The sequence below is a fragment of the Polynucleobacter asymbioticus QLW-P1DMWA-1 genome (genome assembly GCF_000016345.1).
Taxonomy (GTDB): Bacteria; Pseudomonadota; Gammaproteobacteria; order Burkholderiales; family Burkholderiaceae; genus Polynucleobacter; species Polynucleobacter asymbioticus.
Genome location: NC_009379.1, coordinates 380,052 through 395,303, shown reverse-complemented (window position 1 = coordinate 395,303; position 15,252 = coordinate 380,052). Strand labels below are relative to the sequence as shown.

The 15,252-nt window shown below is 47.7% G+C and carries 15 protein-coding genes; 3 read left to right on the top strand and 12 right to left on the bottom strand.

Features of this window, described 5'->3' with window-relative positions:
* Positions 1–84 precede the first annotated feature (84 nt).
* The 9 genes from PNUC_RS02110 to PNUC_RS02070 all read right to left on the bottom strand — a co-directional run bounded on the left by PNUC_RS02110 (position 85) and on the right by PNUC_RS02070 (position 7,894).
* A complete protein-coding gene (locus tag PNUC_RS02110; protein ID WP_011902248.1) occupies positions 85–1,536 on the bottom strand; it encodes a DegQ family serine endoprotease in 1,452 nt (483 codons plus the stop codon).
* A gap of 47 nt (positions 1,537–1,583) precedes the next feature.
* A complete protein-coding gene (fabF, locus tag PNUC_RS02105; RefSeq protein ID WP_011902247.1) occupies positions 1,584–2,831 on the bottom strand; it encodes a beta-ketoacyl-ACP synthase II in 1,248 nt (415 codons plus the stop codon).
* Between the two features lie 21 nt (positions 2,832–2,852).
* A complete protein-coding gene (gene acpP / locus PNUC_RS02100; protein ID WP_011902246.1) occupies positions 2,853–3,092 on the bottom strand; it encodes an acyl carrier protein in 240 nt (79 codons plus the stop codon).
* 100 nt (positions 3,093–3,192) lie between these two features.
* Complete coding sequence (gene fabG, locus PNUC_RS02095; protein WP_011902245.1) at positions 3,193–3,936, bottom strand: 3-oxoacyl-ACP reductase FabG; 744 nt, start codon at positions 3,934–3,936, stop codon at positions 3,193–3,195.
* Positions 3,937–3,975: 39 nt separating this feature from the next.
* Positions 3,976–4,911, bottom strand: a complete 936-nt coding sequence (gene fabD / locus PNUC_RS02090; RefSeq protein WP_011902244.1) for an ACP S-malonyltransferase — start codon at positions 4,909–4,911, stop codon at positions 3,976–3,978.
* Positions 4,912–4,953: 42 nt separating this feature from the next.
* Positions 4,954–5,940, bottom strand: coding sequence for a beta-ketoacyl-ACP synthase III (locus PNUC_RS02085; protein ID WP_011902243.1), 987 nt, complete (start codon positions 5,938–5,940; stop codon positions 4,954–4,956).
* Positions 5,937–6,950, bottom strand: a complete 1,014-nt coding sequence (plsX, locus tag PNUC_RS02080) for a phosphate acyltransferase PlsX (RefSeq protein ID WP_011902242.1) — start codon at positions 6,948–6,950, stop codon at positions 5,937–5,939. Before plsX ends, PNUC_RS02085 begins: the two co-directional genes overlap by 4 nt.
* Positions 6,951–7,033: 83 nt before the next feature.
* Positions 7,034–7,213: a 50S ribosomal protein L32 gene (gene rpmF / locus PNUC_RS02075; protein ID WP_011902241.1), complete on the bottom strand. Its 180-nt coding sequence runs from the start codon at positions 7,211–7,213 to the stop codon at positions 7,034–7,036.
* A gap of 105 nt (positions 7,214–7,318) precedes the next feature.
* On the bottom strand, positions 7,319–7,894 hold the full coding sequence (locus PNUC_RS02070) for a YceD family protein (protein WP_011902240.1): 576 nt from the start codon (positions 7,892–7,894) through the stop codon (positions 7,319–7,321).
* A gap of 42 nt (positions 7,895–7,936) precedes the next feature.
* On the opposite strand from PNUC_RS02070, the gene PNUC_RS02065 reads away from it, so the two are divergent.
* Both PNUC_RS02065 and PNUC_RS02060 read left to right on the top strand, forming a co-directional pair.
* Positions 7,937–8,542, top strand: coding sequence for a Maf family nucleotide pyrophosphatase (locus PNUC_RS02065; protein ID WP_011902239.1), 606 nt, complete (start codon positions 7,937–7,939; stop codon positions 8,540–8,542).
* 22 nt (positions 8,543–8,564) lie between these two features.
* Positions 8,565–9,335 carry an SAM-dependent methyltransferase gene (locus tag PNUC_RS02060; protein ID WP_011902238.1) on the top strand — a complete coding sequence of 257 codons (771 nt, stop codon included), beginning with the start codon at positions 8,565–8,567 and terminating at the stop codon, positions 9,333–9,335.
* Positions 9,336–9,366: 31 nt separating this feature from the next.
* Here PNUC_RS02060 and sppA read toward each other — a convergent pair whose 3' ends face one another.
* From sppA to PNUC_RS02045, 3 genes are read right to left on the bottom strand one after another with little or no spacing between them, the layout of a single operon-like run.
* The gene (sppA, locus tag PNUC_RS02055) at positions 9,367–10,314 is read right to left on the bottom strand and encodes a signal peptide peptidase SppA (RefSeq protein ID WP_011902237.1); all 948 of its coding nucleotides are present in this window, start codon (positions 10,312–10,314) and stop codon (positions 9,367–9,369) included.
* Positions 10,315–10,360: 46 nt separating this feature from the next.
* Positions 10,361–11,050 (bottom strand): HAD-IA family hydrolase, encoded by a 690-nt coding sequence (locus PNUC_RS02050; RefSeq protein WP_011902236.1) that lies wholly within the window; start codon positions 11,048–11,050, stop codon positions 10,361–10,363.
* A complete protein-coding gene (locus PNUC_RS02045; RefSeq protein ID WP_011902235.1) occupies positions 11,047–12,066 on the bottom strand; it encodes an RluA family pseudouridine synthase in 1,020 nt (339 codons plus the stop codon). Before PNUC_RS02045 ends, PNUC_RS02050 begins: the two co-directional genes overlap by 4 nt.
* Positions 12,067–12,531: 465 nt before the next feature.
* Here PNUC_RS02045 and PNUC_RS02040 point away from each other — a divergent pair, with 465 nt between their 5' ends.
* The gene (locus PNUC_RS02040; protein ID WP_011902234.1) at positions 12,532–15,171 is read left to right on the top strand and encodes an Rne/Rng family ribonuclease; all 2,640 of its coding nucleotides are present in this window, start codon (positions 12,532–12,534) and stop codon (positions 15,169–15,171) included.
* Positions 15,172–15,252: the final 81 nt, after the last annotated feature.

Sequence of the window (15,252 nt, the reverse complement as noted above, 5' to 3'; positions counted from 1 at the left end):
TGCGCTGCAAAAAGTCGTCTTAGGGGCATTGTAATGGGTGGCGCCCTTTAGGCACCGAACCCTATTTTTTGGCCTAAAAATGGCTTATTTTGACCTTACTGGGATCACTAAAGTGCTGTCAGCACGGCGAATAAAGACCGGAACGGCCTTATTACTATCCAGACCTTTAACCAGGGCCTCAAACTGCTTCACCCCCGTAATATCCGTATCAGCAATGCGGATAATCACATCCCCAGGACGAACCCCCGCCCTAGCTAAAGGACCGTCGCCAAGGCCAGTCACTTCAACGCCCCCTTTGATATTCCAGTCCTTCTTCTTGGCATCACTTAAGTCATTTACCTGGATACCCAGAACATTTCCACCGTTACCACTGGCAGCCGGTACCTCCTGCTTTTTAATGGCAGCCTGGTTTGACTCCGCATCCGTCACAGTAACCGTGAGGTCGCGAGTAGTGCCTTTACGCCAAACTTGCACCACTACAGAAGTGCCAGGCTTAGTTTCTCCAACTACTCTTGGTAAATCCGTTGACTTATTGATTTCGTGTCCATTAAAACTCAAAATTACATCGCCTGATTCAATGCCACCTCCAGCTGCAGGACCGCCTGGCTCGACATTGCGAACATATGCCCCACGTGGCTTACCCAAACCTAAACTCTCAGCCACTTCTTTAGTCATATCACCTAAAGCGACACCGATACGGCCACGCGTCATTTTTCCATTGGTACGCAATTGATCGGCAACGCGTATTGCTTCATCAATCGGAATGGCAAAAGAAATTCCCATGTATCCGCCAGAGCGACTAAATATTTGCGAATTAATGCCAATCACTTGTCCCGCTGTGTTTAAGAGTGGACCGCCAGAGTTACCAGGATTCACAGCAACGTCTGTTTGGATGAATGGCAGATAGTCGCCAGTATCTCGACTCTTTGCAGAAACGATACCTGCAGTGACCGTATTCTCCAGGCCGAACGGGGAGCCAATGGCGAGCACCCATTCACCCACACGCACCTTAGAAGAGTCACCCAAAGGTAATCTAGGGAGATCACGCGCATCAATTTTGACTACGGCTACGTCGGTGCGCTTATCCATACCCAACAACTTCGCTTTGAATTCGCGCTTATCAGTCAAGGTGACATAAATCGTTGTTGCACCTTCAACTACGTGCGCGTTCGTCAAGATCATGCCGTTGGAATCAATAATAAAACCTGAACCTACACCGCGATCAGCCTCTTGAGGTTTACCGGGAGCTGGCTGTACTTGCTTAGGGCTGTTTGGAATTCCGGGAATAGGAACGCCGAAGAAACGGCGGAAAAATTCTGCTTGATCTTCTGGCATCCCAGGAATACCACCCTGAGTTTGTTGAACATTCACCTTTTCTGTCGTGCGAATATTCACTACCGCTGGACTGGCGCGCTCGACTAAATCCGCAAAATCAGGAATTGTCACTCGAGGCGTCTCGGCGACTGACTGGGAAATGAATGGGGATTGCCCAAGACTCAAAATAGCCAAGAGCGCAATTAAATGCTTTTTCATCATGCTAGAGACCTACTTGGTGAAAACCAACAATAAAGATATTCAGAATATTAGGTCAGCTTACCAAAAATCAAGGTGCCGTTAGTACCACCAAAGCCAAAGTTGTTTTTGACTGCATGATCAATCTTAACGTCCCTGGCAGTATTGGCGCAGTAGTCCAAATCGCACTCAGGATCCTGATTAAAGATATTGATTGTTGGCGGAGATTTCTGGTTATGGAGGGCCAGAATGGTAAATACAGACTCCAAGCCGCCTGCCCCACCCAAGAGGTGGCCAGTCATCGACTTGGTCGAATTAATTAGAACCTTCTTAGCATGATCGCCCAGAGCAGCCTTGATCGCCCCAGTTTCATTCTTGTCACCCAAAGGTGTAGAAGTACCGTGAGCATTAATGTATTGGATTTGATCTGCGTTTAAGCCAGCATCACGCATTGCATTCAACATACAACGGCGTGGACCATCCATATTTGGAGCGGTCATGTGATACGCGTCACCACTCATACCAAAGCCAAGTAGTTCACAGTAAATTTTTGCGCCACGTGCTTTTGCGTGCTCATACTCTTCAAGCACCACCACACCAGCACCTTCACCCAGAACAAAACCATCACGATCCCTATCCCAAGGACGTGACGCAGTTGCAGGATCATCATTACGTGTAGAGAGCGCTCTTGCGGATGCAAAACCACCAACACCTAAAGCCGAGATTGTGGACTCAGCACCACCAGCAACCATTACATCAGCATCACCATACTGAATCAAACGTGCAGCTAAACCAATGCTATGCAAACCAGTAGTACAAGCGGTTACTGCAGCGACGTTAGGACCTTTGAGGCCAAACAAAATGCTTAGATGACCAGAAATCATATTAATGATTGAGCCGGGCACAAAGAACGGGGAGATGCGACGAGGGCCGCGAGCCAACAGCTCAGCGCCTGTTTCCTCGATCATTGGCAAACCGCCAATACCAGAGCCCACCATAACGCCAACGCGTTCCGCGTTTTGCTCGTTAATCTCTAGTCCACTGTCGCGAATTGCTTGTGTGCCAGCAGCAATGCCGTAATGGATAAATGTATCCATGTGGCGCGCTTCTTTAGCAGAAACATATTCTTCGACATTGAAATCTTTCACCTCTCCAGCGAAATGAACGCTAAGCGGCGTGTGGTCAAACTTGGTGATCGTAGCAATGCCTGATTTGCCCGCGAGCACATTAGACCAAGCTACGTCAACCGAATTACCAACAGGTGAGATGAGGCCAAGGCCGGTAATAACTACCCGGCGTCGGCCATTTGATGCTGACACAGTAATGCCTAGGCTAGGGAATTAACCCTGAGCTTTTGATGTAGCGAAGTCGATCGCGAGCTGAACTGTGGTGATCTTTTCAGCTTCCTCATCAGGAATTTCGATACCGAATTCATCTTCCAAAGCCATAACCAGCTCAACAGTGTCAAGAGAGTCAGCGCCCAAGTCGTTCACGAAAGAAGATTCATTTTTGATATCTCCTTCTGCGACGCCCAATTGCTCAGCGACGATTTTCTTAACGCGTTGTTCGATGTTGTCCATTAATTTCCCCAGGGGTTGTAAAAACGATGGAAAGATTTTATCAGTTTGGCGGACCGAATCAGCAAATCCGCCGAAAAATGATTAAATCCTTGCTTTGCCGTTAGGCTAAATATAGTCCGCCATTGACGTGTAGGGTATTACCCGTAATGTAGGCAGCCGCTGGAGAGGCCAAAAAGGCCACTGCCTGGGCTACATCCTCTGGGCTACCCAAACGCGCTAAAGGAATGTTCACTTTTAGGGCATTTTGCTGATCTTCACTCAAGGCACGGGTCATATCGGTATCAATAAAGCCGGGGGCGACACAGTTCACTGTGATGTTTCGGCTACCGATTTCACGGGCTAGGGCACGCGTCATCCCAGAAACACCTGCTTTTGCAGCTGCGTAGTTCGCCTGCCCCGGATTTCCCATATGACCTACGATAGAGGTGATATTGATAATGCGACCACCACGAGCCTTCATCATGGGACGCATTACTGCTTGAGATAAACGGAAGACGGCGCTTAAGTTGGTATCAATGACGTCCGTCCATTCATCACCCTTCATACGCATGGATAAGTTATCACGTGTGATGCCGGCGTTATTAACCAAAATATTAATACCGCCATACTCTTTCACGATCTGATCGATGATCTCTTCGCAAGCATTGGGTGCAGTGACATTGAGCACCAAGCCAGCTCCGCCAGACGGTTTCAAACGCTCATTAATAGCATTAGCCCCACTCTCTGAAGTCGCTGTACCGATTACCTTTGCACCACAGCTCACTAATTCATCCGCAATCGCTTGACCAATTCCGCGCGATGCGCCAGTTACTAAAGCAATTTGTCCGCTTAAGTCGAGATTCATATTTATCTTCCGCTGTATTTTTTCTGTATTAATTGCTCATTATTTCAGGCTAGCCAACACCTCATTTAAGCTGGCCTCATCAAATACTGGTACGCCAGTCATTTGATCATGAATACGCTTTGTTAAGCCTGCCAGAACCTTGCCCGGCCCGCATTCAACGACATGCGTAACACCTTGCCCAGCCATAGCCCGAATAGTTTCATGCCAACGCACTGGTTTGGCAGCCTGACGTACTAGAGCATCTTTAATAGCTTGTGGCTCATTCAGAATTTCAACATCCACGTTATTAATCACTGCAATCGTGGGCGCTTTAAATTCGATGTTTGCCAAATAGCCTTTGAGTTTTTCAGATGCTGGTTGTAATAAAGAGGAATGAAATGGTGCAGATACTGGCAATGGTAAAGCGCGTTTTGCGCCAGCCGCTTTCAACATCTCACAAGCCTTAGTTACCGCATCACTTGCACCAGCAATCACCACTTGTCCGGGCGCATTGAAATTTACCGCTTCCACTACAGCACTAGAAGCGGCGCTTGCTTCAGCGCAAACCTGAATCACTATTGCATCATCCAAACCAAGAATTGCAGCCATGCCACCAGTACCTACTGGTACAGCATTTTGCATTGCTTCAGCACGAAAACGCACAAAAGGAACAGCATCTTTAAAAGAAATAACGCCTGCCCCTACCAAAGCTGAATACTCACCTAAGCTATGACCTGCCATCACTCTTGGAGGGGGGCCACCTGCTGCTAACCATGCCCGATAAAAAGCCACACCAGCAGTCAACATGACCGGCTGAGTATTGGTGGTTAAGGACAAAGCTTCAGCAGGGCCTTCTGCAATCAACTTGGCCACATCTTCACCTAAAGCCTCAGAGGCCTCTTGCAAGGTAGCGCGAACTTCAGGATGGTGTGCAATGGAATTGAGCATGCCAACCGATTGAGAGCCTTGACCAGGGAATACGAATGCAAATGTCATGGAAATTTTCGCTAAATAAAGAAATAAGTAATAGGAAAAATATTAGTACTTGAGTGCCACTGCGCCCCAAGCAAAACCACCGCCTACACCCTCTAACAGCAAGTGTTGACCGCGCTGAATTTGACCAGAGCGAATGCCACAGTCAAGCGCCAAGGGAATGGATGCAGCAGAAGTATTGCCGTGCTCATGCACAGTCACAATCACTTTATCCATCGACATGCCCATCTTCTTGGCAGTTCCCTCCATGATGCGAATGTTAGCTTGATGAGGTACCAACCAATCAATTTGTTCTGGCTTGAGATTCGCTTTAGCCAACACTTCATGCGCTACTTGCTCTAAGACTTTCACAGCCAATTTAAATACCGCTTGACCATCCATAGTCATGAATGGAGAACCATGTACCGCACCATTACCTGAGCGGCCTGGGACACACAAAATATCTCGCTGACTACCATCAGCATGCAAGGCTGTCGATAAGATGCCTGGCTCGGAAGATGCTTCTAACACTACGGCACCAGCTCCATCGCCAAACAACACGCAAGTACCGCGATCTTGAAAATCCAGAATGCGTGAAAAGGTTTCAGCGCCGATTACCAATACTTTTTTGTAAGAGCCTGTTCGAATAAATGCATCCGCAGTGGCTAAGGCATAAGTAAATCCTGCGCAGACTGCTTGCACATCAAAAGCAGCGCAGGCGGTATGGGCACCTAACTTATCTTGCACTACACAGGCGGTACTCGGAAAACCACCCAAATGATCAGGGGTTGAGGTTGCCAAAATGATGAGATCTAAATCTGAAGAAGTAATACCAGCACTACTTAATGCAGCTTGAGCTGCCTTGAGCGCTAAATCGCTAGTTAATTCATTTTCAGCAGCAAAGTGACGTGCAGAAATACCACTACGAGTGGCAATCCATTCATCACTGGTTTCTAGGCCAGTTTTGGCTAAACGCTCAACCAAATCTTGATTGGTTAGACGCAACTCAGGCAGATAGCTTCCGGTACCCGCGATTCTTGAAAAAATACTCATTCCGTTGTCTCCACCACGAAGGCTGCAGCAATCCGCTCCACCATGTGATTTTTCGACGCCTCATAGGCGCGCTCCAAGGCAAATCCAAATGCAAAACGATCGGCTGAACCATGACTTTTAATCACACAGCCACGTAAACCTAATAATACGGCACCGTTATAACGACGATGATCGACCCGCTTACGAACACGTAATAAAGGGACCATGGCACAAACTGCCATTAATTTTGTGAAGAGGGAGCGATTAAATTCTTTACGAATCAAACCACTCATCATTTTTGCTAAACCTTCGCTTGCCTTCAAAACTACATTGCCAACAAAGCCATCGCAGACCACGATATCGGTAGTGCCTTTAAAAATATCATTACCTTCCACGTTACCGTAGAAATTTAAGTTAGTTTGACGCAAGAGCTCACTAGTTTGCTTGACCACCTCATTACCTTTAATCACCTCTTCGCCTATATTTAAAAGGCCTATGGAAGGGTTGGGTTTGCCGTCAACCACCTGAACCATGACATTTGCCATTTGCGCAAATTGCACTAAATGCATCGGCTCACAGTCGGCATTAGCACCGAGATCTAACATCGTCGTGCCAAGCCCTAATTCATTAGGGATGGCGGTAGCAATTGCTGGGCGATCGACACCATCCAGAGTTTTCAAAATGTAACGGGAGATCGCCATGAGCGCGCCCGTATTGCCTGAGGAAACCACCGCATCGGCAGCACCCTCTTTTACCTGCACGATAGCAACGCGCATAGAAGAATCTTTTTTACGACGCAGGGCGATCTCAATGGGGTCATCCATTAAGACCACTTCACTCGCAGCAATAATTTGAATGCGCTCAATTGGCGCCTTAGGAGATTTGTCTAAGACTTGCTTAATCAAATCGGGATCACCAACGAGGATGATCTTGACATCAGAATGCTTTTCCAGGAAATCGCAGGCAGCTGGAACCGTGACTACGACTCCATGATCTCCGCCCATGGCATCAATAGCAAGAGTAACGCTCATAAAGTCATTAGTTGCTGCAAGTGATTTATCCAAGAAAAAAGCGGCTTTTACTGGAGCCGCTTCTATCTGTTTAGACTAAAAAATTAGTCGTTTTTTGTTTTAACCACTTTACGACCACGATAGTAGCCGTTAGGTGAAATGTGGTGGCGCAAATGAGCCTCACCAGTTGTGGCTTCAACAGCCGTAGCAGGTGCGGTCAAAAAGTCGTGCGCACGGTGCATGCCACGTTTGGAAGGTGATTTTTTATTTTGTTGAACGGCCATATTGGACTCCTAAGCAAGCCGATATTCTAACATGAAAAAGCGTCTAAATGCTTGATTTATCTGCAATGAGCAGTCAAAACAACAGATGCCTTATAGACCATTTTCTTAGTTTTTCTTCATATTTTTCAATACGTTAAAGGGATTTTCGCGCTCCTCAGACACCTCAAGAACCTCCTCATCACCGAAGATAGAGGCATGGGGCTCACAAAATTCATCCGGATGCTTGGGAATGAGAGGCAAAGACAGTAAAACCTCGTCCTCAATGGTTTCCAGGAGGTTGAAATGCTGACTAGCCACCAAAGGATCTTGCCCCTCATCTTCCATGGGGTAGTTGTCAGCCTCTTCCTCGCTAGCAACCATGACAAAACGGCGTTTTTCAGCTAAATCCACCGCGCAATCTTGCAAACAACGCTGGCAAATGAGGTGTAAACGCCCAGAAAGCCCTAATTCGAGTATTTGGCGAGGCTCGCTGCCTGGAGAATCCTCAAAATGGGTCTCCAATTGCCATTCGAAACCGTCCCCAGCGATCACAGTAGACGCTTCCTCAGCGATCCTGGGCAAATCTGAAATAGCTAAAAATCCAGATCCTTTGTAGGGCTGGGGGGCACAAAAATCGACCCGCTTCAAAGCGCTTGGTTCGGTCGATAAGTGAACTTGAGGTAAAACTTGATTACGATTCATGACATCAGTCTAAATGAAGGTCAGCGCGAAAGCACCAGCAATATGAGTAATTCCCAAAATCTACGCCTCATCCTGGCATCCACCTCCCAATATCGCCGCGAGCTTTTAGAGCGCCTTCGCATTCCATTTGAAGTGATTTCACCAAAGGTTGATGAAACACCACGCACCGGTGAAAGCACTCTAGACCTCGCACTCAGACTTGCTCACGCAAAAGCAGCAGCAGTTTCGAAACAACATCCAGATGCTTGGGTCATAGGCTCAGATCAAGTGGCAGATTTATGTGGTGCGGCGATTGGAAAACCAGGCAACTTTGAAAGAGCGTTCGCGCAATTGCAATTAATGCGTGGAGCCACCGTGACCTTTCATACAGCCTTGTGCTTAATGAAAGGTGACACACAAACAACGTTGAATGTTCCTACGGAGGTAACCTTTCGCAAACTTTCCGATGAAGTTCTGGAAAGCTATTTACTTGCGGAGGAGCCTTATGACTGTGCAGGTAGCGCCAAGTCTGAAGGCCTAGGCATCAGTCTTCTAGAGGCGATTCAAAGCGATGATCCCACTGCACTCATTGGCTTGCCCTTGATCGCACTAACGGGTTTACTGCGTGATGCGGGCTTTGCTATTCCATCGAAAACAAATACTAAATAATTTATAAGAATAAAAAATATTTATGGCAAAACTTGGCACACTCTACTTGGTTCCCAACACCTTAGGTGATGATGCACGCATAGAACAACTGCCCTGGGTATTACCAAGTGAAACGATGACGCAAGCAGCAAAACTTCAACACTGGATTGTGGAAGATGCCAAAACAGCGCGGGCTTTATTAAAAGCAATTGATAGTGTTACCCCCTTAAGTTGCAGTATTCAAGAAATGCAAATGGGTGAATGGCGTGGCGCTGCACGCAATGCAAAATATGGTGATGCCGTTAAACCAAGCGACTTACTAAAGCCACTACTAGCTGGAAATGATATGGGCTTGATGTCAGAAGCAGGTGTTCCAGGTGTTGCCGATCCTGGTGCAGAGCTCGTGCTGGCAGCGTATCAACTAGGGGCAGTGGTTAAGCCATTAGTAGGCCCCAGTTCAATCTTATTGGGTTTGATGGGTAGCGGCCTGAACGGACAACGTTTTGCTTTTCAGGGCTACCTGCCTCATGACACCCATGAACGCAGCGCCAAGCTCAAACAGCTAGAAGCGGAATCGAGAAAATTACAGCAAACTCAAATTTGGATTGAAACGCCCTATCGCAATACCGCAATGCTGATGGCATGCTTGAATTCTTTGTCGCCACAGACACTGTTGTGCCTTGGCATCGATCTCACCCTTCAATCGGAAATGCTTGCCACCTTATCGATTGCCGATTGGAAAAAACGTTACCCCAATGAAGCTGCTTGCGCGCCCTTACAAAATAGGCCAACAGTATTTCTACTATTGGCCTAAATGAAAATCAACACTTCAAATTCAATTCCGCTTACTTCAAATCTGGCGCCTTGACTAAAGCCTTGCCAGCTGCGGCACCTGCTTCTGCACCAAAACGTTTTGCAACGCGTTCTGCAAAGTTTTCTTTCTGGGTGTAATCCAAAATATCAGGCGCTTTAAAGATATCTCGCGCTACTGAATCTACAGTACCGTAACCATCAACCAACCCTAATTTAACGGCTTGCTCACCATTCCAAATACGGCCGGAGAATAAATCTGGCGTTTCCTTCAAGCGAGCGCCACGACCCTCTTTCACCACAGCAATAAATTGCTGATGAATCTCATCGATCATCGTTTTCACCATCTCGACTTGCTTGGGCTCTTCTTTGCTAAAAGGATCCAACATGCCCTTATTTGAACCCGCAGTAATCATGCGACGGGTTACGCCCAACTTATCCATCAAGCCAGTAAATCCAAAGCCTTCCATGATCACACCAATGGAGCCTACCAAGCTGGCCTTGTCTACCAGAATTTGATCTGAGGCAACAGCAACGTAGTAACCACCAGAAGCACAAATGTCTTCAACCACTACGTAAAACGGTTTGTTTGGATGCAGTTTGCGCAAACGATGAATCTCATCATTCATCATTCCTGCTTGCACTGGTGACCCACCAGGGCTATTGATGCGCAAGATCACACCCGCACTATGTTCATTTTCAAAAGCAGCTGTTAGCGCTGAATTAATATCCATCGCATTTGCCATGGAGCTAGAAGAAATCTCACCATCTAGGGTCACCATCGCAGTATGTTTTTCCACCCCCATGCCACGTCCTGGAAGATGAAAATCAAACACCACCAGAAGAACCCCTACGATAACCAACAAGGTTAGCACTCGCATGACTGCTTTCCAGCGGCGGGCTTTTCGTGTCTCTTTTAAGCTCTCCAAAAGCAAGTGCTCTAGCGCTTGGCGTTCCCAGTTGGGATTTGGATTATTTTCCATTTTTACTATTCCTTAGTATTTCAAGATTAACTACTATTAGCTTTTATTACTTCAGTGGGGCTGTCAAATTTGATTTAAGCCATGCTGATAATTGAGTCACATCATCCACATGGGTCAATGACTGCGAAGTTTTTAGCGTATCGGGTGGATGAGCGCCATAGGTCACAGCGACTGCATCAACCCCAGCATTAGCAGCCATATCTAAATCATGGGTGGTATCGCCAATCATGAGTATGCGCCTTGTGGGTACTTGCAATACATCTGAAAGCTCTAAGAGCATTCCAGGATGGGGCTTAGAGAATGACTCATCTGCAGTGCGTGTTTCATGAAAAAGATGGCCAATTTGATGATGCTTCAAAGACCGATCTAAGCCAACACGCGACTTACCTGTTGCTACACCCAAGAGATAATTGTCGGCGCGGAGTTCCTCAAGCAATTCACGGATACCGACGAATAAATCAAGCTCATGATCTTTTGCCAAGTAGTGATAGCGAAAACGATCCGTCAATTTTTGAAAATGAATTGGCTCAATCCAAGGAACTGCTCGTCGCAATGAATCATGAATACCCAATCCAATCACTGAACTAGCCAACGTGTCATCTGGCTCTTTAAAACCCAGATCCCGGCACGCCTGCTGAATGCAATACACGATGGTGGGCGTGGAATCCATAATGGTTCCATCCCAGTCCCACACAATCAAGTCATATCGACGTTCTGGTTTATTAGTTTGCGTCATTCACTTACATCAGCAACATCAAAGGTTTTCATCATGGCTGCAAATTCTGATGGCAAAGGTGATTCAATGCGCATTTTTTCACCGGTACGTGGGTGCGTAAAGCCGGCCAGATGGGCATGCAGATAGAGTCGCTTGGATTTGAGTAACTTATCTTGATCTTCAAATCCATACTTATCATCACCCAAAATAGCGTGTCCTAGCTTTAGAAGATGTACTCGAATCTGATGGGTGCGCCCTGTTTTTAACTGAGCCTCAGCCAATGTGATCGCAGCACCTTCCCGCTTGAATACTTGAGTCACTCGTAATGCGGTGTGACTAGGCAATCCGTCCGGATCAACACGAACGCGCCGCTCACCATTTGCCAGTAAATACTTATGAAGCGGATATTTCAGTTGCATCACTTGCGCGCCCTGCTCGATTTCACCATGTGCAAGCAAGTAGTAGCGCTTGTCTGTTTGGCCTTCACGAATCTGGCGATGCAATTCAACGAGAGCACTCCGTTTCTTAGCTAAGAGTAGAACTCCGGAGGTATCGCGATCCAAGCGATGCACTAATTCCAAAAACTTCAACTCGGGACGAGTAATTCGAAGGGTTTCAATCACCCCCAAAGCAATTCCTGAGCCGCCATGAACCGCCAATCCCGCTGGTTTATTCACAATCAGGAGTGCCTCATCTTCAAACAGGATGGGCATTTTGTCGGAATAGCCCTGCGCACGGGACTTGGTCTGGGCGGTATTAACAGCCGCCATCTGGGCAGGCTCAGCAATTCTGACAGGAGGAACTCTAACCACATCCCCCTCAACCAGCCGGGTAGTGGGCTCAGCTCGCTTCTTATTTACTCGGACTTCACCTGAGCGAATAATCCGATAAACGTGACTTTTGGGGACCCCTTTGGCCCAACGTAGCAAGTAATTATCCAAACGCTGGCCAGCCTCTTCAGGGCCGATTGTCTGCAAATGGACTGCCGGTGGGGCAGATTGGGTCTTGGAAGGCTTGGGTATGGGACTGGGTTTCATGATTTATCTCTCTTGTCACCCCAATAGAGGATGGCAAGGGACTCAACGATACCCCATTGTCATTCAACTTGTGCCGTATAATCAACGCTCTAGCCAATTTATTGGCCCGAGACCAACCTGAAGTCAGGTTTGAATCGTGGAGCTTGGAGTCGCCCTTTAATAGACTCCCGGGGTTGCCCCTCCCCCGTTGTAATGAGGCGCAGGGTTGGTGTGCCGTATGCCGCGACCCGCGATTAGAAGACAGTTTTCAGGCGCGCGCCTGCATTGATGACCTAAAGGAGGTCTCTGCGGCGATCGTCAAGTGTGGCACCGATTTAACCAACCGTTAATTTGGTGAACTAGGTCAAAAAGGCCTAGATTTGCATGATCCACACTAGTAAACCGCTCAAGGTTTAATCCTTGGCGGCACCTAACCTGTCCCCTAGCGCAACGCCGCAGCGACGCCCTCCCCCATAGGAGAGTGTTATGAAACGCATGTTGTTTAATGCAACTCAACAAGAAGAGTTGCGAGTTGCCATCGTTGATGGTCAAAAACTCATTGATATCGATATTGAAGCTGCCGGCCGTGAACAACGCAAAGGCAACATTTACAAAGGTGTCATTACCCGCATTGAACCCTCTTTAGAGGCATGTTTTGTCAATTACGGTGAAGAGCGTCACGGCTTCTTACCATTTAAAGAAGTTGCCAGAACGTATTTCAAAGAAGGTATTGACGTTCGCAACGCCTCCATTAAGGATGCCTTGCGTGAAGGTCAAGAAATCATTGTTCAGGTAGAAAAAGAAGAGCGCGGCCAAAAAGGCGCAGCCCTCACTTCATTTGTCTCCTTGGCCGGTCGTTACTTGGTATTAATGCCAAATAACCCACGCGGAGGCGGTGTTTCCCGTCGCATTGAAGGTGAAGACCGTCAAGAATTACGCGAAGCAATGTCCCAATTAGAAGTTCCAGAAGGCATGAGCATCATTGCTCGTACTGCTGGTATTGGTCGCGATGCTACTGAATTGCAGTGGGATTTAAGTTACCTCATGCAGTTGTGGAAAGCGATTGATGAAGCAGCTAAAGGTAATTCAGCACCATTGTTGATTTACCTTGAGTCTAGTTTAGTGATTCGTGCGATTCGTGATTACTTCCAACCTGATATTGGCGAGATCCTCATCGATACCGATGACATCTATGAACAAGCGGCAGCATTTATGTCTGTTGTTATGCCAGACAACTTGCCAAGAGTGAAGCGTTATCACGACGATGTACCTTTGTTCTCACGCTTCCAAATTGAACACCAAATTGAAACCGCGTACTCACGTACGGTGCCACTGCCATCTGGCGGTGCCATCGTCATTGACCACACTGAAGCTTTGGTTTCTGTGGACGTCAACTCAGCACGCGCAACCCGTGGCTCTGATATTGAAGAGACCGCAACCCGCACCAACTTAGAAGCTGCCGATGAAATCGCTCGCCAAGCACGTTTACGTGACTTGGGTGGATTGATCGTGATCGACTTCATTGATATGGAATCTAGCAAGGCTCAGAAAGATGTAGAGAATCGTTTGCGCGATGCCCTACGTCATGACCGTGCTCGCGTTCAAATGGGCAAGATCTCCAAATTTGGCCTGATGGAAATGTCACGCCAACGTTTGCGACCAGCCCTTTCTGAAGGTAGTCATGTGACTTGCCCACGCTGTAATGGCACTGGCCACATTCGTGATACCGAATCTTCTGCATTGCAAGTTCTGCGCATCATCCAAGAAGAGGCAATGAAAGAGAATACTGCAGCGATTCATACACAGGTACCAGTCGAAGTGGCTGCATTCCTCTTGAATGAAAAGCGTGCTGAAGTCATTAAGATTGAGACTCGCTTCAAAGTAAACGTCTTGATGGTTCCGAACAAGCATTTAGAGACACCACATTACAAGCTAGAGCGCTTGCGTCATGATGATCCTCGTTTAGATGATCAAAAAGCAAGCTACGTGATGGCAGAAGAAGCTGCGCGTGAATTGGAAACTGATACGACAGTAAGTCGTAAGGATGCCGAATTAAAAGTGCGTCCAGAAGCAGCCGTTAAAGGCATCACTCCTGCTCAGCCAGCACCAATTAGCCAGCCACGTCCAGCACGTACTGAAAAAACTACTACGGAAAGTTCTGGCGGCCTCTTTGGATTCATTAAGAAACTATTTTCTTCCTCCCCTGCGGTAGAAGAAAAACCAGCACCAAGCAATACGCGCGGTCGTAACCAAGGTCGCAATGGTGATCGCAATAATCGCAACGGTAATCGGGGTCGTCGTGGTGATCGCAATGAGCGCAATAGTGAACGTGCAGAACGTCCAGCGGCCGCTGCAGCTGAAGGCCCTGCTAGCACTCCTGCTGAAGGTACCAACAACCGTACCCGCAATAACCGTACCCGCAATAATCAAAACGGTCCTAAGCCAGAGCGCCAAGAAGGCAATCGTAACCAAGCAAACCCAGCTGCAGTAACTCCTGCAACTGAAGCTGCTCCAGGAACGGATGCTACCCCAGGAGTTGAAGGTGAAGAGCGTCGTGGTCGTGGTCGCAACCGTCGTGGTCGTGGTCGTGGTCAACGCGAACGTGGCGAACGTACTGAAGGTGGGACTGATGCATCGCCCGCAGTAGTTGCTTCGTCTGCTAGTCCATTTGCAGGCCCTCCTGTAGGTATGGCAGGCGCATCGGCATCGATGCCTATTCAGAACATTACGAATAGCTTTAGCAATGCAAAGCCAGTTGCTGAAAAACAAGAAAGAGCGCCACGTGCTCCACGTCAATCTAATCGCTCTGCACCAAGCTCAACTCCAGTAGCAATACCTGTTGCCGTAGTTGCAGCAAAAGCGACAGTAGAAGTGATTACAAAGCCCGCGCCTGAGCTTCCAAAAGTTGCCTTCCAGGCACTTGAAGAAACTCCTTTGCATAGCGTGGTGCAGTCTGCTGGCATGATTTGGGTTGCAACCGATTCCTCAAAGCATGCAGAAGCGCAAAGTCAGATCAAAGCAGAACCTGTTGCAAGTAACTTAGGCAGAACTCCTAAGCCGGCTGCAGCATTGCCAGATGGCCCAATGGTTTTAGTTGAAACCGGCGGCCAAGAAAAAACGGTTTAACGATTTTCTCCAGACCGTCATTAATCTCATAAGGATTGGTGGCGGTTTGGCAGAAACCCCGTTTCACAGCCATAATTCAGT